Source organism: Pseudanabaena yagii GIHE-NHR1 (assembly GCF_012863495.1).
Classification (GTDB): domain Bacteria; phylum Cyanobacteriota; class Cyanobacteriia; order Pseudanabaenales; family Pseudanabaenaceae; genus Pseudanabaena; species Pseudanabaena yagii.
Window position 1 is genome coordinate 399,615 of sequence record NZ_JAAVJL010000002.1, and the last position, 23,154, is coordinate 422,768.

At 42.4% G+C, this 23,154-nt stretch carries 16 protein-coding genes and 2 pseudogenes; 9 read left to right on the forward strand and 9 right to left on the reverse strand.

The features are described from left to right. The first annotated feature begins 97 nt into the window (after nt 1-97). Nucleotides 98-1,567 carry a cryptochrome/photolyase family protein gene (locus tag HC246_RS18630; protein WP_169364948.1) on the forward strand — a complete coding sequence of 490 codons (1,470 nt, stop codon included), beginning with the start codon at nt 98-100 and terminating at the stop codon, nt 1,565-1,567. A 39-nt stretch (nt 1,568-1,606) separates the two neighbouring features. Here the strand turns inward: HC246_RS18630 and argB are convergent, their stop codons facing one another. The 3 genes and pseudogenes from argB to HC246_RS18645 all read right to left on the reverse strand — a co-directional run. Beyond that, the gene (gene argB / locus HC246_RS18635) at nt 1,607-2,476 is read right to left on the reverse strand and encodes an acetylglutamate kinase (RefSeq protein ID WP_126386819.1); all 870 of its coding nucleotides are present in this window, start codon (nt 2,474-2,476) and stop codon (nt 1,607-1,609) included. Nucleotides 2,477-2,694: 218 nt separating this feature from the next. Then, complete coding sequence (locus tag HC246_RS18640) at nt 2,695-3,048, reverse strand: RpnC/YadD family protein (protein ID WP_225903048.1); 354 nt, start codon at nt 3,046-3,048, stop codon at nt 2,695-2,697. Beyond that, nucleotides 2,987-4,000, reverse strand: a pseudogene (locus tag HC246_RS18645) (IS4 family transposase); the annotation flags it as partial. The pseudogene HC246_RS18645 and the gene HC246_RS18640, both read right to left, overlap by 62 nt. A gap of 119 nt (nt 4,001-4,119) precedes the next feature. Between HC246_RS18645 and HC246_RS18650 the strand changes: the two are divergent. Then, nucleotides 4,120-5,400, forward strand: a complete 1,281-nt coding sequence (locus HC246_RS18650) for an ISNCY family transposase (protein ID WP_169365215.1) — start codon at nt 4,120-4,122, stop codon at nt 5,398-5,400. A gap of 133 nt (nt 5,401-5,533) precedes the next feature. Here the strand turns inward: HC246_RS18650 and HC246_RS18655 are convergent. The 4 genes and pseudogenes from HC246_RS18655 to HC246_RS18670 form a co-directional block, all read right to left on the reverse strand. Further along, nucleotides 5,534-6,154: pseudogene (locus HC246_RS18655) on the reverse strand (Rpn family recombination-promoting nuclease/putative transposase); the annotation flags it as partial. 48 nt (nt 6,155-6,202) lie between these two features. Next, entirely contained in the window at nt 6,203-7,348 is a 1,146-nt protein-coding gene (locus tag HC246_RS18660) for a glycosyltransferase family 4 protein (RefSeq protein WP_169364950.1), read from the reverse strand. Nucleotides 7,349-7,397: 49 nt separating this feature from the next. Beyond that, nucleotides 7,398-8,192, reverse strand: a complete 795-nt coding sequence (locus tag HC246_RS18665; protein WP_169364951.1) for a hypothetical protein — start codon at nt 8,190-8,192, stop codon at nt 7,398-7,400. A gap of 77 nt (nt 8,193-8,269) precedes the next feature. Then, complete coding sequence (locus tag HC246_RS18670; protein ID WP_169364952.1) at nt 8,270-9,289, reverse strand: DUF928 domain-containing protein; 1,020 nt, start codon at nt 9,287-9,289, stop codon at nt 8,270-8,272. A gap of 135 nt (nt 9,290-9,424) precedes the next feature. Here HC246_RS18670 and HC246_RS18675 point away from each other — a divergent pair, with 135 nt between their 5' ends. The 7 genes from HC246_RS18675 (at nt 9,425) to HC246_RS18705 (ending at nt 19,893) form a co-directional block, all read left to right on the forward strand. Further along, the gene (locus HC246_RS18675) at nt 9,425-10,126 is read left to right on the forward strand and encodes a hypothetical protein (RefSeq protein ID WP_169364953.1); all 702 of its coding nucleotides are present in this window, start codon (nt 9,425-9,427) and stop codon (nt 10,124-10,126) included. 92 nt (nt 10,127-10,218) lie between these two features. Further along, the gene (locus tag HC246_RS18680) at nt 10,219-11,127 is read left to right on the forward strand and encodes a substrate-binding periplasmic protein (RefSeq protein WP_169364954.1); all 909 of its coding nucleotides are present in this window, start codon (nt 10,219-10,221) and stop codon (nt 11,125-11,127) included. After that, nucleotides 11,040-11,963 carry a J domain-containing protein gene (locus HC246_RS18685; protein ID WP_318655971.1) on the forward strand — a complete coding sequence of 308 codons (924 nt, stop codon included), beginning with the start codon at nt 11,040-11,042 and terminating at the stop codon, nt 11,961-11,963. The genes HC246_RS18680 and HC246_RS18685 overlap by 88 nt, the downstream gene beginning before the upstream one ends. A 178-nt stretch (nt 11,964-12,141) precedes the next feature. Further along, complete coding sequence (locus HC246_RS18690; protein ID WP_169364955.1) at nt 12,142-13,170, forward strand: GGDEF domain-containing response regulator; 1,029 nt, start codon at nt 12,142-12,144, stop codon at nt 13,168-13,170. A gap of 58 nt (nt 13,171-13,228) precedes the next feature. Next, the gene (locus tag HC246_RS18695) at nt 13,229-14,878 is read left to right on the forward strand and encodes an Hsp70 family protein (protein WP_169364956.1); all 1,650 of its coding nucleotides are present in this window, start codon (nt 13,229-13,231) and stop codon (nt 14,876-14,878) included. A 374-nt stretch (nt 14,879-15,252) separates the two neighbouring features. Beyond that, the gene (locus HC246_RS18700; RefSeq protein WP_318655972.1) at nt 15,253-15,762 is read left to right on the forward strand and encodes a hypothetical protein; all 510 of its coding nucleotides are present in this window, start codon (nt 15,253-15,255) and stop codon (nt 15,760-15,762) included. A gap of 21 nt (nt 15,763-15,783) precedes the next feature. Next, nucleotides 15,784-19,893 carry a GAF domain-containing protein gene (locus HC246_RS18705; protein WP_169364957.1) on the forward strand — a complete coding sequence of 1,370 codons (4,110 nt, stop codon included), beginning with the start codon at nt 15,784-15,786 and terminating at the stop codon, nt 19,891-19,893. 212 nt (nt 19,894-20,105) lie between these two features. Here HC246_RS18705 and HC246_RS18710 read toward each other — a convergent pair whose 3' ends face one another. Next, the gene (locus HC246_RS18710; RefSeq protein ID WP_169364958.1) at nt 20,106-22,190 is read right to left on the reverse strand and encodes a M3 family metallopeptidase; all 2,085 of its coding nucleotides are present in this window, start codon (nt 22,188-22,190) and stop codon (nt 20,106-20,108) included. Nucleotides 22,191-22,294: 104 nt separating this feature from the next. Then, a complete protein-coding gene (locus HC246_RS18715; protein ID WP_169364959.1) occupies nt 22,295-23,137 on the reverse strand; it encodes a M28 family peptidase in 843 nt (280 codons plus the stop codon). Nucleotides 23,138-23,154 lie beyond the last annotated feature (17 nt).

The window sequence follows — 23,154 nt, forward strand, 5'->3', positions numbered from 1 at the left end:
TGCACTGCCACTCATCCCTTATTTTTAACTCAAGCATTGCGATATCCAGGAAATTTTTGATTAATAATGGTGAAGTGCTGTAAATCTGTAGATAGTTATGCCTCAAATAGCCAGTAATTCTGGAAAAAATCGTGAAATATTATCGGGACAGATCGCTTTAGTCTGGCATCGGCGCGATTTGCGAATTGATGACAATCCTACTTTAAGTGAGGCGATCTCACAGGTGGGAGAACAAGGGATCGTGATCGGTTTATTTATATTTGATCCTGATATTCTCGATGATGGCGTGACCGAGGGCAGCAAGGTTGACTTTATGCTTGGTTGTTTGCGCGAGTTGCAAGCTAACTATCGACGTTTGGGCAGCGAATTGCTATTCATGTATGGGCAGCCCGTGCAATCGATTCGTGAACTGGCAAAAGCAATTAATGCAAGTCATGTCTTTTTTAACCAAGATGTCGAACCCTTTGCGATTAAGCGCGATCGCGAAGCGACTCAAGCTTTACAAGAAATCGGTGTCAAGGTTCAAAGTTTCATTGATATTGGCTTGATAGCTCCCGATGCGATCGCTACGCAATCAGGAGAACCCTACAAGGTCTACACCCCCTTTTGGCGAAATTGGCAAAGTAAGTCAAAGCCTCAACCCTTTACATCTCCTCACAAATTAACAGGTTTAGCAAATTATGAAAACCTCCCTGTAATTCCTTTACCAAGCTTGCGTGAACTAAAATTCATCAATGACATTACCTTACCGAAAGCAGGTGAAGCCGCAGCTTTAGAACTATTAGAAACCTTTTGTGATGGTAATGGAATTTTGCGTTATCAAACGGAACGTGATTTTCCTGCCCATGCGGGTACATCGACATTGAGTACCCATTTGCGCTTCGGGACAGTTGGCATTAGAAGAGTATGGGAAAAAGCGATCGCGGCTGAGCAGCTAGTGCGTAGTGAAGAGGATGCCGCAGGAATTACTACATGGAAACAGGAACTAGCATGGCGGGAATTCTATCAGCATGTTCTCTTTTACTTCCCTGAATTAGAAACAGGAGCCTATCGTCCCCAAATGCGAAACTTCCCTTGGGATGATGACGAAGAGAAATTTACTGCATGGTGTGAAGGTCGCACGGGTTATCCGATTGTCGATGCAGCAATGCGGCAACTTAATCAAACGGGCTGGATGCACAACCGTTGTCGGATGATTGTCGCCAGTTTCTTAACTAAGGATTTGATAATTAATTGGCAATGGGGCGAACGCTATTTTATGCAGAAGTTGCTAGATGGTGACTTAGCCGCAAATAATGGTGGTTGGCAATGGAGCGCATCTAGTGGCATGGATCCCAAGCCTTTGCGGATTTTTAATCCTGCATCACAAGCCCGCAAGTATGATCCAGAAGGTGAGTATATTTTGCGGTGGTTGCCTGAATTACAGGGATTGACTACAGCCGAGCTTTTGAGTGGGAATATTCCACCACATCAATGCAAAAAGCGCGATTATCCTCTACCAATTGTGGATCACAATATGCAGCAGCAAAAATTTAAGAAGCTCTATCAGGATTGTAAAACTAACTAAACAGAAGAATGCCCCCTTTGGGGGCATTCTTCTGTTTAGTTAAAGAGCTGTTTCAGAAGCGACAATCATAGAACCAACGCCACTGTTAGTAAAGATTTCCAGTAATAGAGAATGTGGTACGCGCCCATCGACAATATGTGCAGCTTTTACCCCCTGCGCTAGCGATCGCACACAGCACTGAACTTTAGGAATCATGCCACCACTGACGACATTTTCATTCATCAGTTCTCTAGCTTTGCTGATCGTCAAACTGCGATAGAGCGTACTGGGATCTTTGTAATTATGGAGAATACCTGCAATGTCGGTGAGGAGAATCAATTTCTCCGCTCCCAAAGCGGCGGCGAGTTCACCAGCGACGGTATCCGCATTGATGTTGTAGGACTGACCTGTTTCATCGGTCGCGACACTAGATACAACGGGAATATGTCCTGCTTCGAGTAGGGTTGAGAGCAGACCGATATTAATGCCACTGACTTCACCCACAAAGCCGATCGCATCATTGCCTTGGGGACGCGCACGAATCAGATTGCCATCCTTACCGCATAGACCGACACCAGAGCCACCTGCGAGGTTAATCATTTCTACGATCTGCTTGTTGACTCGACCAACTAGCACCATTTCCACAACTTCCATAGTGGCGGCATCGGTAACCCGCAATCCATTGATAAACTGTGGCTCGATGTTCAGTTTGGTGAGCCATGTATTGATTTCGGGCCCGCCACCATGCACTAGTACTGGGCGCAATCCCATAAATGACATCGTGACGACATCGCGGATCACGTCCTGCCGAAGATTTTCTTCTTTCATTGCCGCCCCACCATATTTGACGACAATGGTACGCCCCGCAAATTGCTGCATGTAGGGCAAAGCTTCACTTAGAACCTGAACGCGATCGCTGTCTGTTAGCATTTAACGCCTCGACTACTCTTAAAAAAAATACTTTTATAAACCTTACAACCTCAAATACACCAATAGATAAGCGATTTAGGTTGGATATTGTTATTTGATGACTTTTACGATTATCTGTCCTCACAGCAGAGAGTAATTAAGGGTGTGTGGCTAAGCCACACACCCTTAAATTGTTTTTTATTTATTGGCGATCGCTTTTCTAGTAAAGGCTAAGACTTTTATGAGCGCTTTGTCTGTGACGATTTGGGTGATTGAGATTGCTTTGCGGCGAGTTTTTGCAATTTTTCGATTTGTTTAAGAGTTAACCCTGTAACCTGAGCAATTAAATCTGTGGACATATTAGAACGCAACATATTAAGAGCAATTTGATTAGTTGCCTCAGCCAAGCCTTTCGCCTTACCCTCAGCCAAGCCTTTTGCCTTACCTTCAGCTAATCCTTTGGCCTTACCTTCAGCTAATCCTTCAGCCAAGCCTTCTCGTAAGATTTCTTGATAAATTACTGATTCTTTCCTAAGTACAGGACAAAAATTTAATGGAGTTAAAGAAGGCTTGAGAATTGAGATGTAAGTCAAAGATGATGTGACGAAGGAAATCAAAACCAAGGCGAAAAATGCTTTTAGGAAGACGACCGTGTTTTTTAGGCTTGAGGGGATTTAGTTGAGCCAACCAAAGCCCAGAAGAAAAAGCCCAACATAAAGCCAGAGTAAGCAAAGCAATTAGTTTGGAAAGACGTTCAGGATCTTGAAGATGAGTGGACTCCAAACAAAAGCCACGGGTTTTAAAGCACCCGAATAAAGTCTCAATAGCCCAACGCTTAGCATAGTCAGCAATAGCCGTATCAGGGTCATGAGTCGTCGCGACAATTAATAAATCGCCATCATCAAGACGCATAGCGGCTATACGAAGCCAATGGTTCCAAACCTTTCTGGGCTTGGACAATACTTTGGACTGACCAACTTGGAGGTCTTGAAAACAAATGTCGGCACGCAGTTTTTTCTGCCCGTCATTGAGCAAAGTATTTTTACGAATGCGGATACGAAAACGGTTACATGGTTCACACAACAAGTAATCTAACCAATCCTCACCGACAAACTCTCGGTCTGCACTCAAAAAGTCGATTTTGCGGTCTCCAAATATTTCCAGAAATCGATTACACAATTCACAGCGCTCACGGGTGTTTGAGTTACCTTTTTTGTCCAGCATCATCCATACCAACGGGAATGCAATACCGTAATGCACTATTCCCAATGTCAGCACATTAAACACGGTTTTACCGAATTCCCAATCGGTGCGGTCGATAGAAATTACCCAAGGTTCGGGGATTTGCATGACTTTGACGACCATGAGTGCGATCTTTTCATAGTCCACTTCAAAGTCTCGAAAAAATCTCTGTAACCTCTTATAGTGTGATTCGACTTTGGCATAACCACTAAATCCTGTGGCAATTTCAGCTAGGTTTACTGTCTTTACTCGCATTAGCGCGATCAAGAACATGGACACAAAGGCTAGTCTTGCTCTATTCCATTGCCAGCAATTCTCATTATGAACGAAGGCTAGTCAAACCGTTGATATAGGGATATTGTAAATAACATGATGATTGATTTAGGGGAAGAGCTTTGAAAGCACAAGGCTCATTCGACAGAATTGTAGAAATTTTCCGACAACAACTAGAATCATTGCCAGACAAGCGGACAGGCAAAAATAGTCGCTATGGCATGGAAGATGCAGCCATGAGTGCATTCAGTGTATTTTTCACTCAAAGTCCATCATTCTTGTCTTACCAGCGGACAATGGAGCAGACAAAAGGGCGAAGCAACGCCCAAAGTTTATTTGGGGTGCATAAAATACCAACGGATAACCATATCCGAGACTTGCTAGACCCAGTGCAACCTAAAGAAATGTTTCCAGTGTTCGAGACAATCTTGGAGACGATAGAGCAAAAGGGGAAACTGCAAAGATTTCGAGGATTCGCCAACAATCTATTAATGGCGCTAGATGGGACAGAGTACTTTAGTTCAAAACAAATACACTGTCACCATTGTTCGAGTAGGAAAATGAAATCAGGAGAAATTCATTATTTTCATAGCGTAGTTACGCCAGTTATCGTCAGTCCACATCAATCGCAAGTGATTCCCCTAGTACCAGAATTTATTGTGCCGCAGGATGGAAATGACAAGCAAGACTGTGAGAATACAGCCGCCAAAAGATGGTTGTTACAACATGGCAGTAAGTACAGTGCATTCAAGGTAACTGTTTTGGGTGATGACCTTTATTCTCGCCAACCCCTCTGCCAAATGCTATTAGAGCAACAGTTCAACTTCATCTTAGTCTGCCGCCCCGAATCTCACCCCACTATCTATGAGCATATAGAAGGGATTGCTTTGCCAACGGTGGTTGTCAATAAGTGGACAGGGAAAGTTCAAGAGACCTATACCTACCAATATGTCAATGGGCTACCTATCAAAGATGGTGACGATGCTTTGCTGGTTAACTGGTGTGAACTAACTGTGACTAGACCTGATGGCAAGGTAGTTTACAAAAACTCTTTTGCCACCAATCACCTGATTACTGAGCAAACAGTGGTGGAAATCGTGCTGGCTGGTCGTACTCGTTGGAAAGTGGAAAATGAGAATAACAATACTCTCAAAACTAAGGGCTACAACCTAGAACACAACTTTGGACATGGCAAGGAGCATCTTGCTTCATTCCTAGCCACCCTCAATATTTTGTCCCTACTATTTCACACGTTATTGGAATTGGTCGATGACAAGTACCAGTTATTGCGCTCTCATTTGCCAACCCGCAAAACCTTTTTTAACGATTTACGCGCCTTGACTCGATATCTTGTTTTTGATAGTTGGGATCATCTTTTGACTTTTATGATTCAAGGTTTGGAGTTAGATCTCCCTCCCAACAGTAGTTAATTTTTCATAATGAGAATTGCTGATTCCATTGCAGATGTTGCTGCAACTTTTCTCGGAATAGGTTAATCTCTTTCATAGGGGTTTTATTTACGATGTGGTTATCTTTTATAAAACCCCTCCCTGCCTACTTTTGCAACTTTTTGTCCTGTACTAAGGATTCTTTCATAATTTCGCTCCTGAGTAATCTTTGGATGATTTCTTTGCTTAGGGCTATGCCAGATATTATAGCGGTTGAGGCGGCTACGTTGCTCTGTACCTGCTTATCGGCAATATTTTCAATTTGTTTGGCGACTTGTCTTAAGGTTGCTTCTGGGTTGTTAGTCTGAGATAGGGTGGCAAAGGGTAATAGTCCTTGGTATTGCTGAAATATTTCCGTGGGTTGTTCCCATAGTCGGATGACGTTAAAGCGATGGTTTAGCTCTCTAAGGGTGAATGTGGTTTCATGGACTAGTGGTGATTGACTGGGACTTAGATAGATAACGACTTGATGGGTTTGCTTTTCAGGGAATTTGCGATATAGGCGTAGGCGATAGTCTGCCATACGAAAGGGGATATTTTTATTGGGATCGGTCTGAAACTCGATGTGCAGGATAATTTCTGAGGATTCCAGAAATATGACTGAGTCGACACGAATTGGCTCGGTTGAGAGTTCTGATGGTTCGAGTTTGGTGAGGGTTATGGATTCGCCTAAGATCCAACTGGCAAAGTCACTGGAAAAGCTTTCTGCTAAGAATTTACAAATGTTATCGATCATTCTTGAACTATCGTCTCCTTCTAAACATCAATGAATAATCCACAAGAATTAGGCGATCGCCATTTCAAATTCGGCACAGACAGAGGGAATTGAGAACTTTAATTTTGCTTGGCTATAGGCAGCTTCGACCATCTTTTGGGTTGCTTCGCGATCGCTAAAAATTTGTTGCATGGCAGCCGCCAGTAATTGCGGATCGTTAGGAGGAATTAATAAACCTGTCACGCCATTGGTAATAATTTCGCTAGTACCACCACCGATAGTTGCGATCGCAGGTCTTTTCGATAATTGCGCCTCGACAATTACGCGCCCAAAGGGTTCAGGAGCAGTTGAACAATGGGCGATCGCATCGCAAGCTTTCATTAAGGCGGGAATATCTTGCCGAAAGCCGAGCCAATGCACACGACCCTTGAGACTCTCTTGCGCCGCAATATTTTTCAGCTTTTCCCTATACTCTGCTTCGCCAAAAAGCGCATCACCGACTAGCAACACATGGACATCAGGGAGTTGACTAGCAGCTTCTAATAAAATATGTTGCCCTTTCCAGTAAGACAGCCGACTGAACATTCCCACTAAAGGGCGATCGCGGGGAATGCCTAATTCCTCTCGCAAAGTGGCTTGATTATCATCAACTTGATCAAACTTTTCACTATCAAATCCGTTATATACCGTGCGTAATAGTCGGCGATTGCCCCCTGCGGCAATAAATGCGTCTGCTGTCGCTTGAGAATTGACAATTACTCTCGTAGCAAACCAATTCGCTAAGGTAACTGCGATCCTACGATTGGTTGCACTAAAAATATCGGCGGTCAAAATATCATGCAAGTGCCAAACTACAGGTGCACCACCCAATAATCTTGCGATCGCCGCCACCACAAATCCTTTTTGATTATTGGCATGGATTAAATCAAAGGCTTGACTTTTATTGGCAATCTGTTTGCCAAGTCGCCAGAGATCACCAATAGATTTCAGAGATGAGCCTAGCCCACTTGATAGCTTGACATCAGCAAGTGATCGCGATGCTTGCAAAACCTCAACCTTGACCCCTAAATCTTCCAATCGTGTTTTTAAAATTCCATCGGTGAGCAGCACTACCTGACTAGTTTCACGATAAGCATTAGCAAAATCGATTAAACAAAGTTCTCCCCCACCTAAAACTGCGGTATAGCTCACAAATAAAATTTTTTTATTATCCATATTTTTATGCTTGATGTGTAACTTAATTACACGTTGTTTTTTATATTATTTATTTGACGAATTTAGCGTAATCTCCCAACCATTCCGATTTAGGATTTAACTCGAATTTCGTCACATCTATCATTGCTAACAGTAATGATTTTTGTTTCACAGCCTTTTTACGGTAGATAGTCGCTTCCTGCTGTTTCTCAACATAGTTATCCCAAGAAACATCTGTTAATAGAGCTACACCAATATTAGTAATCATTTGCTGCCTCATTTGTAAATGCTTATGAAATAGCTCCTCTAGGCTAAGAGTAGGATAATAAATACGCACACTTCTAGGATTACGCCAGAAACCGTAAGCAATACTAGCTGTAATACTTACCTCTTGATTAATGCTACTTAATGTCCAGCCTTGCTCTAGGCTACTCATAATTGAGACATTTCTAGAAAATGATTCTCCAGTTGCTTTAAAAACCTCGTTTACTTCTGCATAACAATAATTGTCTGGATGAGCAAAACACTTCGCAAAGCCTGATGTTTGTGCGATTTTATAATCCATAACCTGCACAAATCCAAGAAGTTCTAATTGATTAGTTTGATCTTGGAACCAATTAAAATTTAAGAGTGGATAGTCTTCAATACTAGCAGTTTCATAATTAAATTTATCCGATTGTGATCTGATTAGTTTTTCCTTAATATCTGACAGCAACCAAATAAAACAAATAAACAGAAAAAAAGCAATTATACTAGCTACTCTCCATCCATAAAAGTGAAAAGCAACTGCAATAGTCAAGGCAGAAGAAAGAGAATATCCTCTAATTTGTGACCAAAAATTCTGGGTTCCATCGCTTAATTTCATACTGTTTTCTGTTATTTGCTGATATTTACAGTAAATTAGTCAGATTAAAAATAGGGATGAGCAAAGAGAGACAAACACTACTTAACTGATGATTTTGTTGCGTCGGTATTTAGTAACCCAATAAAAGCATCAATATCTAAGTTTTGATTGGTAGCAAATCCTGATTTCAAGATTTCATTTCTGGCATTTCTTGTTTTGAGATCCTTAGGATTAATTTTTAGCCAACGGGTATAACCATCGATCGCCTCAAACCAATATCCCGCTTCAGCATAAATCTTGGCGCGATCGCGAGTTGTCAAAGCACGCATCAAAGACTTTTGCAGACTACTTTCAGGAGGGGAATATACAATCCAGCCACTTACAATTACGTCCTCTTCCAGTTCATTTTGTTGAGCTGGTAATGTGATTTCCCAACGGTAGCTTTTAGATGATTGCAAAGAAGCTGCGATCGGCAATTTGAAGCTGGACAAACCACTCTTCATTGTTAACTTAGTTTGAAATATTGTCGTTGTGTCCTTTTGATCCTCCGTCAAGATGACACGAAGTTGTCCAACAAAACAATCCTGAGACTCTGTTGTGTGAGTCGACTCATCCGTTTTGTTGACATGATGCTCAAGATCATTAGTAGATGAAGACATTTGTTTGGGTTGATCATACAAATACCAATACAAAGTAGGTTGAGCATTGGCTGTCCGCCCACCATCCTCAGGCGTAATCAATGTTAGGAGAGGTTGTGGCTGTAGCTGTCGCATTAGTAATGCTGGGGATCTATCTCTGCTACGTATCGAAGGTATAACCCCACGTCGAGGTTGCGTATTAGGAGCATTTTCATCTGTTTCAAGGCTATCTCTATTCACAAGCCTCGTCCCTCCCCCTGTACTTGCACTTTTGGGTAAACCTAAGCCATAACCTTTATTGTTAGATTGGGCTAACAACAAAGGTTGAGCGATCGCGGCTAAGGGGATCAACTCGCCTGTACCTATACTTGCCAAAGAGCAGGTCAAGATGAGTAATGCTCTGCCCAAATAAGTCCGCGATCGCCGCTTATTCGCTACGGTAAACGGACTACTTGAAGGGATAAGGGCTTTAAGTTTCATGATTTTTGTAGTCGTGAAGGTTGATCCATGCACGAGATTATGGCTTTAGATTAAACGTTTAGGCAACAAAATTTCCCACCGCTAATTCTATAAATCATACTGAGTCCGTCTTAAACCGTCACAGAGGCTAGAAATATGAGTGAGAATGAGCTACCAAAATCTGGAACTCGCCCCAAAGTAAGCAGAGGATTTTTGATCACTGTGGGCATTCTCGCAATTTTAGCGGTAGTAGGCAAACCAGTGATGCAATGGGGCAAGGTTCAATACGATGCTTATAAGGCGCGTACTACTGACTTAACAGCTAGTGAGCCTAAATACCAAGAACTGCGCAAGGTAATCCAAGCAAATCAGCGCCCAAATTCTGGATACAATTCTGGAAATACCAATACTAAAAATGACTTAAAGACTCCTGAAAAAATTTTTCAAACTGCTTTATCCCGTGACCTTTTGGGTAGAAGTAGTCTGTATGAACCGAATACTAGTAATGGCAAGTTAGCCTGTGCGCGTATGGTAAATATGGTGCTTGATCGCGCCTTGGGCTATCAAGTTGGGCAGAATACTCTATATGTTCCTTCTATAGTTGCAGACTTAGATAAAGGTCAGGGTAAACGCATTGACCAAAAGCAAGCTGTACGCGGAGATATTGCGATCGCTAATGGTACAGACTACACCAATGGACAGTGGCATATTGGTATTTGTATGAATGATGGCTGTCGTTTAATTCTGTCAAATTCTCCCTTTAAATCGGAATTTTCGTGGCTCACAGGTACAACTTTTGAAGGAGCATTTGATCAATATCCAGGCAAGACTACTTTCTATCGAATTTTGCAACACTAGTACTATAAACCTACAGCGCTTTACACTATATTCAAACCTACAGCGCTTTACACTATATTCTTAGAATTGCCGAGAAAAGCACGCATAATTAAATGTTGAAGTACATCCAAAAATTCACTTATTGGGCAATCTATGCAGGCGTAAGTCTTGGAGTTGTCAGCAACATTGTCCCATTCCCTGCCCCTACATTTGCTGAAGATAGTAGCCTAGGGATTGTGATGCGTCGTGGGCACTTGCGAGTAGGAATTGATGCCGCAATTGGTGGTCCCTATATGTTCTGGAACGCCAAAACCCAATTTTATGATGGATTTGAGCTAGAAATTCTTCAAGAAATTGCGTCAAGATTAAATATTGAGCCACGTCCGATTAATGTTCCTTGGACAACTCAGCCTGAGAATTTAGCTTCCAGACAAGTTGATCTCTTACTCAGTGCGCGGGAAGAGGGTGCGCTAGAAAATGGTGATACCAAGGGTAAATTTATAGAATCCTTGCCCTATTATCGCAGTGCTCAGCGATTGCTGATTCGAGCTGATGGTACGCAAATTAAATCCTTGCGTGACATGATCGGTAAGCGGGTAGGAGTTGTTGCTAATAGTGGTGGTGCAGCGATCGCGGAAACCTATAATAAAAATAGGGGCAACGCCATTCGGCTATTTTCATCAAGGGATCTTGATCGGATGATTATCCAATTACGCGATCGCCAACTCGATGCGATGATTCTTGATGAGCCTGTAGCGGTGTGGCAGGTACGAAACAATCCTAACTTTATAATTGTCGGTGAGCCTTTAATCCCGATTCGCTTAGTAGCGATCATCAATAAGGATGATGTATCCCTTAAAAAAGCGATCGATAAGGCTTTAACTGAGATGATTCAAGACGGTAAACTCGAACAGATACTTAAGAGGTGGAACCTGTGGGAAAGCCAGAAAACTTTAAAATCGACAAAGGACTTGCCAGCTTCGGTGTTAGCGATCATTACGCCATACTCGGTCTACCGTTAAATACCGATGCGGCTCACATTCGCAAAAAATTTCTCAAGCTTGCTAAAATCTTGCATCCCGACGTTTTTGGGCGCACTGATGAAGAAAAGGACACCGCAACCAAATATTTTTCTAAGATGGTTAGTCCTGCTTATCAAGTGCTAAATAGCGATCGCGATCGCGGTGAATATTTAGCCACCTTGAGAATATTTGCTCAGACTCAAAAACAAAAAGGCACTGCACTCACCCTAAGTACGGAAATTGCTCAAAAACTATATCGGCTACCCCACGAAATCACCTATACGCAATTCGTGGAACAAGTTGCCCCAAAGCAATACGAAACCCTAGAGTCGATTTTGGAATATACGGCAACTCTCAGCGAATTAAATCTTGTGTATTTAATGACGCAATCTAGCCTCAGCTTTACGACAGGCAGCAGTGCGGCGGCTCCCGCATTCAGTCAATCCCCCAGTCAGTCACCCAGTCAAACGGTGGCTCAAAATGGCAATGGTCAGCCCAGTGTTGCTCCAAAACCTGCCCAATCTCCCGCACTGCGGAACCTCAACATGGCAGAGCTATTTATTGGGAAAAAGCAATGGACGGATGCGCTCAAGGAGTTAATCGCCGCCGAGAAACTAGATCCTAATAATGCCAAAGTCTATGCCCTCAAAGGTCTAGTGCAGATGAATCAAAATGCGGCAGCGATCGCTAAAGTAAGTTTCCAAAAGGCTCTAAAACTTGATCCAAAAGAACCAACTGCTCTGAAGTACATTAATCAAGTGAGTGCTGCACAGGCTCAAACTCCTGCCAAGGCTCCTGAGAAGAAGGGAGGTCTATTTGGATGGGGGAAAAAATAATTCATTACATTTTTCTCTAGTAAACAGAAATATTTTGGTTAAAAGCTGCACTAGTTAAAAGTTTTACTTAGGCAGACTTTTAACCAAACTTCTTGACATTTCGGATAGCGCTTGGCGCTGTCAACTCGGCGGTGACAAGGTGGTTTTTTGGGAATTTAGATAGGGCGAGGCAAATACCTTGGATTTTCGCAGATTAAAATATTATCGTCGCAATTCGCTAATTCTAGTTACTAGTGGCGATCTTAAGCTACTGTCTGAAGTTGCAGAAGTTTTATCCTCAGAAAAATATAACTACATCACTGAACCCAGTGGCGAGAAGGCTTGGGAAATAATTCTCCAAAAAAGACCTGTAATTGTGCTAGCGGACTGGACAATTCCTGATGTTTCGGGCTTAGCACTATGTCATCGGGTGAAATCGAATCTGGCTTATCCTGAGCTGAGCGCTACCTACTTTGTCTTGATTGTAGAGGCGTTGAATTCTCAACAACGCCAGATCGGTCTAGATACAGGGGTAGATGATTTTCTCAATAGTCCGATAGATAGCGCTGAGCTAAAGGTGAGATTACGAACAGGGCTAAGAATTAGCGCGTTAGTTCAGTCTTTAACATGGACTAATCAAAGACTATTAGCGCAAAATGATTTGTTAGATGCCCTGACATTATCCGATCCCTTAACTAAAGTTTTGAATGAGCAAGCATTTGCAGGGATTATTCCCAAAATGATGCAGCAGTTTAAAGGATTTGGAAATTATAAAGGCTATAGCTTTCTTAGTATCTTAGTAATTGATATCGATCAGTTTCAACAGGTTACTCAGTCCTATGGAGATAAAGTGGGTAATGAAACTATTAAGGCGATCGCAGGCAGATTGAGTCATAACTGCGCGGCGAATAGTCTGTTGTATCGGTATGGACTAGATGAATTTGTCTGTGTGACACCACATATGGATGCCCAAAGTGGCTCACAGCTTGCTAATGATCTACTAGCTAGTATTCGCAGCCATCCGATCTCCGTATCTTCGGGTTTACTGTTTCCCCTCACAGTTAGCGTTGGTGGAGTGATAAAACAATTAGCCAATCAAAAGAGTGAAACGAATTTCAATAACGAGCCTGATATTAGTTTCAGTGAATTAATTTTCCTCGCTAAGCGATCGCTGGAGCAAGCTCAACAATCTGGCGGCAATCGTGCGTATATCGAACATGGGTTTTGAGTTTTTATTTTGTCTTCAGCAAAATAAAAACTCTGACTAGGATTATTGGGAATTGAAGATGACGATCATTGCGATTGATTTTGGTACAAGTAATACGGCGATCGCCATACTCACTTCTCAAGGCGATCGCGATATATCTACACCCAAAACTTTATGCTTTGATGACATTTCCTGCGATTTTGCTACTCCTGACGGTTTCGCTTGTTTAGTCCCCAGTTTGGTCTATGTCAGTGGTAAGCAGCAATTTTTCTTTGGTAAACAGGCGGAAAAACAAGCAGGAATACAACTCCAATCGCAGGATCACTCAAAACGTCTATTTCAAGGCTTTAAGCGGGATATTGTCGCAAATTTCCGATCGCCTGATCGCGAGATTGATGGTGAACGTTACGATGTGGAAGCGATCGCTGAAATCTTTTTGATGGAACTATGGCAACGCTTACGATTACAAAATATTGAACCGGCCCAATTAATCTTAACCGTTCCTGTGGGGGCTTTTGAGGCATATCTCAACTGGTTTCATAGCTTTGCTGACAAGATTCAAGTTCCAAATCTGCAAATTATTGATGAATCTACGGCGGCTGCCTTAGGCTATGCCGTGACCCGTCCCAATGCGTTGGTATTGGTAATTGATTTTGGTGGTGGAACCTTAGATCTCAGTCTGGTGCGTACTGCCCCAATTAATGAAAAATCTCAAGTTACCAAAGCCGAAGCGATCGCGAAATCCGATGCTTATATCGGCGGGATCGATGTTGATCGCTGGATTACTGAACATTTTTTGCGTCAATGGGGAATGGCGCGATCGCAAATTAGTGAAGTTGATTGGCTAAAAATTTTAAAACTTGCGGAACAGATCAAGATTAAATTGTCGCTGGTTACAGAAGTAACGGAAACTTGGCTAGATGAGCAGATGATCTCCCATGAAATGAGTCTGACGCAAGCGGAATTGACTGATATTCTCGAACAAAATCAAATGCTCGAACAGTTACGCGAAGCAATTGATGAAGTGCTAACGCTTGCTCTCAATAAAGGCACGAGCAAGGCAGCCATTGAGCAAGTTCTCTTAGTTGGGGGAAGTTGCCAAATTGTCGCAATTCAGCAATTAATCATTTCCTATTTCGGTAAATCTAAAGTCAAACTTGGTAAACCTTTTGAAGCAGTTGCTCATGGAGCCTTAGCTTTAGGACAGGCGATCGCGATCGAAGACCATCTCCGCCATAGCTATGCGATTCGCCTGTGGGAACCCTACCTCAATCAATATTCTTTCTATACCCTATTTGAGAAGGGGGTAAAATATCCTTGTCAGCGTCCCGAACCACTGATCCTACAAGCCGCGATCACAGGACAAGCAGAAATCTGGCTAGACATCGGCGAAGTTGCGGATATTTCCCAAGCAGAAGTTACCTATGATGGCTCAGGACGAATGACCAGCAGTCAACTATTAAAACAGTCAGATTTTCGTTCCCTCGCAATTAATAGCAGAAATGCCCCTATACATGACTCTAGCAACAACTATCAGGTGATTAATCAGGAGCAAGCTGAGCCAAGTCAGGTTTGTATTGCTCGCCTCGAACCCCTCGGACAATTAGGTAGCGATCGCATTGCTGTGGATTTTGCCATTGATGAGCGCCGTGTCTTAATTGCCACGATTAAAGACTTACTTACTGACAAATTGTTAATAAATCAGCAAGCGATCGCTAAATTAGAATAAATTTTCAAAAGGATTGCAAAGCAATCCTTTTGAAAATTTATTCTAATTTTATGAAAGCACAAAGCAATAAAGAGAAATTTTTGAAAGCGTGGCTTTGCCACGCTTTCAAAAATTTCTCTGGTTTTTAACCCAGCACATTGTGCTGTAACAGAAATTTGGGTTTAATTTAAGCTTATGCCTAGATTAAATTGCATGAAATTTTGTAGAATCTAAGTAGGTATATCCTAACGTTCTGATTCTAGAGTGGTATTTGTTCTGTTGCAGACAAAACGAGTACCGCAAATCCTTAGCTGTAATTGATTTTTTGTTTTACAAATGAGTATGTACTTACTTTGTACAACACTATACTTTTCAGAAGATAGCAGGCAGCAATTGTGACACACACTCGATCTAAACATTCCCGCCTGATGATTGCTGTCTTACCTGACGAATCCTCAGCCTTTGAAGCATATCGTCTTCTTCAATGTCATGGTATTTCTCCAGAAAATTTAGCACTAGTTGGCAAGGGCTACAGTAGCCCCGATAGCGTTGGGCTATTTAATCCTACCCGCACGACATGGCGTTATGCCAAGCGGGGAATGTTTTGGGTGGGAGCGTTCAGCATTCTCATGGGGATGATTTTGCATCTGATTTTTAACTTGCAATTGCCGAATCTTGATTGGTATCAAACACTACTAACGATCGCCTCAACCTCAGGAATTATTGGTATTGCGATTGGGGGCGTGATTGGAACTTTATATGGATGGTTTTTTAAGAGTAGCCTGTCAATTTCTTGCCGAAATTGTTTGGATCGAGGGCAATACCTACTAATGCTAGAGGGTTCAGAAACATTGACTCGTCGCGGACGCGAAATTCTAGATAGTTATACAGTCAAGCCTTATTGATCTTAAATTTTGGGTTAAATAATGCCAGATGCTGTAACTATTCTGATTTTGGATGATTCTGATAGCGATCGCTTACTATGTCGTCAATATATTCAAAGAGATACGCAGAATACCTATCGCATCTTAGAAGCAGATACGATCGATCAAGCAATGGAACTTTGGCGATCACAACAGCCTGATGTGACTTTGGTTGACTTTAATTTGCGTGATGGCAACGGGCTGAAATTTCTAGAATCCATCCGAGCCTATCTCCTAGCCAAAAACGCATCGAATAGTGGCATCCTCGACCCAAAATTGCCCGTAATCATGCTGACTGGTCATGGTGATGAGAGAGTGGCTGTGAATGCCATGAAGTTGGGAGCCTTTGATTATCTAGTCAAAAATGACATCACAGAATTTTCATTGCGACAGAGTATCCATAGCTTACTAGAGCATATCGCCTTGAGATATCAACTAGAGCAGTCTCGAAGACGGGAAGCTCTGATTAATCATCTCTCTTTAAATATTCGGCAGTTTTTAAATTTAGAAGGTATCTGTCAGACCGTCACTCAAGAAATTCAGAAGTTCTTGCAGGCTGATCGCACTCTGATTTATAAATTTAATCAAGACATGAGTCGGCGGATTGTGGCAGAAACTGTGGTTGATCCTTGGCAGTCTTGTATGAATGCAGTCTCTGAGGAAGATTGTATTAATACTCATGCCAATGGGCAAATCCACGAATATAAAAAAGGCAGGGTTTTAGTAGCTTCGGATATATATAACGCTAATTTTGCGGATTGCCATGTGCAAATGTTAGAGGGTTTTCAGGTAAGAGCAAATATTGTTGTGCCGATCCTGCTATCCGAATCGATGAATCATCATCTCCATGATTTGCGGCATCCCCAAGATCCATCGTTATGGGGACTACTCATTGCCCATCAATGTTCTGCGCCCCGTATATGGAAAGATGGTGAAATTCAATTACTTCAGCAGATGTCTGTCCAAATTGCGATCGCTATTCAGCAAGCAGAAATCTATCAGAATCTCCAAAATCTCAATAATTCCCTAGAGTGCCAAATCCAAGAACGGACATTAGCCCTGCAAACGAGCGAGAATAAGTTGCGTTCTATCCTGACCTCATTGCCAGATCTGATCAATTTATTTGCTGAAGATGGCACTTATCTTGAATCAATTCACAATAACGCAGACCATGACCTTATCCCGCCAAATATTGATCGCATTGGCAAAAAAATTACGGAACTACTGCCAGAATCAATTACCAATCGGCAGATAACAGCGATTCAGAAAGCAATTGCTACTAGAGAAATGCAGACTCTCGAACAAAGCTTTATGGTCAACAATTGCTTAGCCTATGAAGACGTGCGAGTAGTTCCGTTTGAAGATAATTCCGCAATTGTGGTTGTCCGCGATATTAGCGATCGTAAGTATGCTGAAGAAGAGCTACAACGTCAATATCAAATGACACAGCTACTTTCTGAAGTCACGCTCAAAATCCGTCAATCTCTTAAAATAGATGATATCTTAACAACAACTGTTGCTGAAATCAAAAGAATCCTTCAAGTAGATCGAGCATTAATTTGCCAAATTCAGGATGATGGTTCAGGAATTATCTTAAAAGAAACTGTGACGGGTCAGTTTGCACCAGTCACTGGTCAAGTCACTCCCTCTGTTCGTGAAGAATATTATAAACCCTATCACCAAGGCATATTTAGCAAGATCGATAATATCGATACCGCTAATATTAGTGCTATTCATACCGAGTTTTTGCGTCAGAACGCTGTCAAAGCCGATATTGTTGTACCAATTATGCAATCTGAACGGCTATGGGGATTGCTCATTGTCAATCAATGCGATCGCCCTAGACAATGGACAGAATCCGAAATTGACCTCATGCAACAATTGGCTAACCAAGTCGCGATCGCCATTACCCAAAGTCAACTGATAGAAGCATTACAAAAAAGTGAAGAGCAACGCAGGCTTTCTACCGATTTAAGTCAAGTAGGTACTTGGGACTTAGATCTAGCAACAGGTAAGGCAATATGGAATACAAATAAATTTAACTTATTGGGAGTAAACGCTAATGAGTATGAAAGTAGTTATGTAACATGGCGTAATCGAGTACATCCCGATGATTTGGAATGGGTAGAAGTTGCTTTCATAAATGCGCTAGAAAACTGCACAGTGCTAGATATGGAGTATCGCATCGTCCAACCACAAGGAGATATCTACTGGGTTCTAAGTAAAGGTAGAGGGATTTACGATAAATCAGGTAAAGCAGTTCGGATGGTTGGCGTGATCTTAGATATCAATGACCGCAAAAAGATGGAATTAGCGTTACAAAATAGTTTGAAACGTGAACAAATGATTAATCATTTTGTGCAAACTATTCGCAATTCCCTAGACTTAGAAGTTGTATTTAAGGCGGCAACTAATGCGATCGCTAATTTACTCAATTTAGAGCAGGTCACAATCGTTAAATATTTGCCAGAGCGAAAAATCTGGAGACAGGTTGCCGTCTTTCTGGATGGATCAGAAGTTTTTAACAAGGTTGGGTTAGAGATTCCTGATGAGGGTAATCCTTTTGCTGAGCGTCTCAAACGCATGGAGATTGTGCAAGTTGATGATGCGAATGAAATTGAAGATGAAATTAATCGTGAATTAGCGGAACATGCTTCTGGAGCTTGGTTACTGGTTCCAATTGTTGTAAACGATCAAGTATGGGGCTGTCTCAGTTCACGTAAAACTTATAACGTCAAACCTTGGGAGTCCCAAGAAATTGAGCTAGCACAAGCGATCTCTAACCAACTTGCGATCGCCATTCAACAAGCAACACTCTATCAACAGTTACAACTAGAACTCGCAGAACGTAAACAAACAGAAATTAAATTAGCGCAAGCTAAGGAATCAGCCGAAACTGCCAATAAAGCTAAGAGTGAATTTCTCGCTAATATGAGCCATGAAATCCGTACTCCGATGAATGGAGTAATTGGAATGGCACAACTACTAGCGACTACACCTCTTAGGGATGATCAAAAGCATTTTGTGCAAATCATCTTAGATAGTGGTGATGCCCTGTTAACTATCATTAACGACATTTTAGATTTATCCAAAATTGAATCAGGCAAATTGAATCTAGAAGCGAAAGAATTTAATTTGATTGACACCTTAAATTCTGCTTGTAATCTATTGAGCAAACAAGCATTTGATAAAGGTATTAATCTGCGCTACCAGATTCAGCCCAATATTCCCAAGATGTTTATTGGTGATAGTCCGCGATTACGTCAAATATTGATTAACTTAATTGGCAATGCGATCAAGTTTACGGAGCAAGGAAGTATTACAATCGCAGTTAGTGGCAAGTCTATGACAGCTAATACCTACGAATTGAGATTTGCGATCGCAGATACAGGTATTGGTATTAACAGTGAGCATATTGGCAATTTATTTAAACCATTTATGCAAGCAGATACTTCCATCAATCGTCAATTTGGCGGTACTGGATTAGGACTAGCGATTTGCAAACGTCTCGTCGAGTTAATGGGCGGTACAATATGGGTAGAAAGCCTTGGCAATATCGGTGGTAGTCCTCCCCCAGATTGGAATATTGCAAGAACTAATACGCCATCTCAAGGTTCAATATTTCATTTTGCGATCGATTTACCTGTCCATGATAGTAATCAGTCCATTGAGGCATCAGATTCCTTAGCTTCTATTGATGTTGAAATTATTCCTGAGCAATTACCAATCAAAATTTTGATAGTTGAAGACAATATTCTCAATCAAAAAATTACACAACTCATGCTAAAAAAATTGGGCTATGAGCCAGATATTATTGAAAACGGACAGCAATGTTTAACTATTCTAGCCAATCCAAATCCAGCAACAGAATATGAAATTATCTTCATGGATGTGCAAATGCCTGTAATGGATGGGATTACAGCAACTAAGAGGATTCGAGAAAATCGGGCTTCTCCTAATAAGCCTTGGATTATTGCACTTACTGCTGATGCTTTAGCTGAGGAGCAGAAGGCTTGTATGGATGCAGGAATGAATGACTTTATTAGTAAACCTGTCCGCATTAAGGAAGTAAGTAGAGCTATAGTGACATATATTCAACAAAAAGAGAGATAAGGCTATTGCGGATAAAAACTGTCCCACCAAGGTGATCTAGCTTCGACTTCGCTCAGCTAAAGTTGGCTGAGCGGAGTCGAAGCCACTGCGAACCATACTGCTAGCATCATTAGACCAAAAGCAACAACATAGTTCCATTTCAGGCTTTCTCAGAAGACAATATCATAGAGACGTTGCAATGCAACGTCTCTATGATGTCGCATCCTCTATGATTAGACTTTTGCTAAACCACTGTGACGAAGTAAAGGTGCAGTGCTAGGTTCACGTCCTCGGAAGGTCTTGAAGACTTCCATTGGATGCTTACTACCACCAAGGGCTAAGACTGTATCGCGATAGAGCCTACCTGTCGAAGCGATCGCCTCTTCATTTTCGAGACCAGCTTCCTCAAATGCAGCAAAGGCATCGGCACTGAGGACTTCAGCCCACTTGTAGCTGTAGTAACCTGCGGCATAGCCACCTGCGAAGATATGACCAAAGGAGCAGAGGAAGTTATCTTCAGGCAAGGGGGGGATAACCATTGTTTTTTCTGCAAGGCGCGATCGCACTTGTATGGGAGTTTCGCCGCTACCAACTTGATAACGATGGTGTAGCTCAATATCTACAAGGCTAAAGTGCAACTGACGCAACATTCCCGAACCACTCATATAGTTCTTGGAATCAACGAGCTTTTGGTAATAGGATTCAGGCAGAGTTTCGCCTGTTTCATAATGCTTTGCCATGCCAAACAAGGTGGCGCGATCATAGCACCAGTTTTCCATAAATTGGCTGGGTAGCTCTACTGCGTCCCATTCTACATTATTGATACCAGAAGCACCCGAATAGTCAACCTTAGTGAGCATATGCTGTAAGCCATGTCCAAACTCATGGAAGAGGGTTTCCACTTCGCCAAAGGTCATCAGGCTAGGCTTGCCATCAACGGGGGGAGACTGGTTGCAAATGAGATAGGCAACGGGTAAGCGAGTGATCGGCTGACCATCTTCGATGACCTTAGCACGTCCAATGCAGTCATTCATCCATGCCCCACCACGCTTTTCGGCAGGACGGCTGTAGGGATCAAGGTAGAAATAGGCGATCGCTTCATTGCTTTCGTTTTGAATCTCAAAGAAGCGTACGCTCTCATGCCAAATGGGAGCCTTACCATCCGCAGGAACTACGGTTACGCCAAATAGGCGATTTACGAGGGCAAAGAGACCTTCGAGGACTTTTGGCAAGGGGAAATAGGGACGCAATTCTTCAACGGTAAAGTTGAATTTGGTTTCGCGTTGACGTTCTGACCAGTAAGCAGTATCCCAATGCTTCAGTTCTTCCGTTTCACCTTGAGATTTGGCAAATTCCTTTAATTCGGCAAATTCTGCAACGGCGGCGGTGTAACTTGACTGGCGCAATTCTTCTAGCAATTTCTCTACAGCATCAACATTAGGAGCCATCTTCCGAGCGAGACTCAATTCCGCATAGGTAGGATAGCCGAGCAAGTTTGCCTTTTGTTGACGCAATTCGAGAATGCGATCGATCAATGGCGAATTATCAAATTCACCACTGGCGGCACGACTGACGAAAGCGCGATAAAGCTTCTCACGTAAATCACGGCGGCGGCTATGCTGCATAAATGGAACATAGCTAGGATAGTCGAGGGTAATGCACCAAGGACCATGTTCAGGGGTAGCTTTGTCGTCTCCGTCAAGACGCGCAGCTTGGGCAGCTTGAGCCAATAAACTTGGTGGTAAACCTTCGATCTCTTCGGGTAAGGTCAGGGTCATGCTAAAGGCTTTGGTGGCATCTAGTACATGATTTGAGAAGTTAGTCGAGAGTTCCGCAAGTTCCATTTGAATTGCATTGAACTTTTCTTTGGCTTCACCTTCTAAACCGACACCCGATAGCTCAGCATCGCGGATGGCTGCTTCAACGATGCGTTTTTGGGCAGCCTCGAGACTATCCCACTGTGCTGATGTATAGATTGATTTGTAAGCCTTATAAACTGGCTGACTTTGGCTAAAGCGGTTGAAGAATTTAATTACACTAGGCTGAACTACCTTGTGAGCATCACGCAGTTCAACACTGTTTCTGACGCTAAGCAAATGCTCGATCGCACCCCATGCCCAACCAATTCGCTCGGTGAGACGTTCTAGTGGCTCCACTAAGCCCGACCATGTGGGTTCGAGCGTTGCTTCGAGATCCGTTAAGCTTGCATTCACTTCTTCCAGCAATTGCGTTACCGCAGGGATCACATGCTCAGATTTAATTTCTGGAAATGGTGGTAAACCTTTACCAATTAAAAGAGGGTTAGAAACTTCGCTCATAAATAATCTTTAAGATTTGTAAATATCTAATTTGATTATATCGCAATCCTAAAAGGTTTGAGGAAGCGTATCCCTATGGGATACGCTTCCTCAAACTCAAAAACCTACTGAAGAGATGTAATTCCTGCAATTAAGCCTTGGCAAACATTGGTGAGAAATTCTAAATCTAGAGTCTCTAGGCGATCGCTACTTTTGTGATAGTGAGGATTTCGCATATTTGCCGTATCTGTAATCATTAAAGCCTTATAGCCTGCATCCCAGAAAGGAGCATGATCGCTGCGGCGCGTGTCAGGTATAGCTAAACCACGCCAACCTGCGGGGAGCCATTCACAGGGGACTGTAGATTTCATATGACGCTGCAAATGGAGCAGATCGGGAATTGTGGAAATGTTGCCGATCAAACCAATGAAATCGCCTGTATTGGGGTAAAACCTGTCTAAACCTGCGGGATAGCTTTGTGAATTAGGATTGCGATCGCAATAGCCTAGCATCTCCAAGGAAATCATCAGGCGCAGCTTTTGCCGATCACCCTTGAGCTTCTTGGCATAGGCATGACTTCCCGATAAGCCATATTCCTCCATATCAAAGGCGATCAAGTGAACAGGATATTTAAGGGGATTGGCGGAGAGATATTCAGCAAGTTCCAAAAGTACAGCCACACCTGAGCCATTATCATCTGCACCAACACAGGCAGGAACCGTGTCGTAATGTGCACCAATAATCAGAGGCGATCGCTGTTTGCCATCTTTAGCCGCAATTTGCAAAATCAAGTTTTGGTGCTGATTTCCATTCACATCAAATTCATGGGTTAACACTTCACCGAATTTGGCGAAATGCGATCGGATATATTCTCTCGCAAATAAATGTCCTGCCGAAGCGTAATAAGGATTACGTTCAATCACAATTTTTTCGAGATATGTGCTTAATCGGGATTGTAAATTATTCATTATCTAGAGAAAAATAG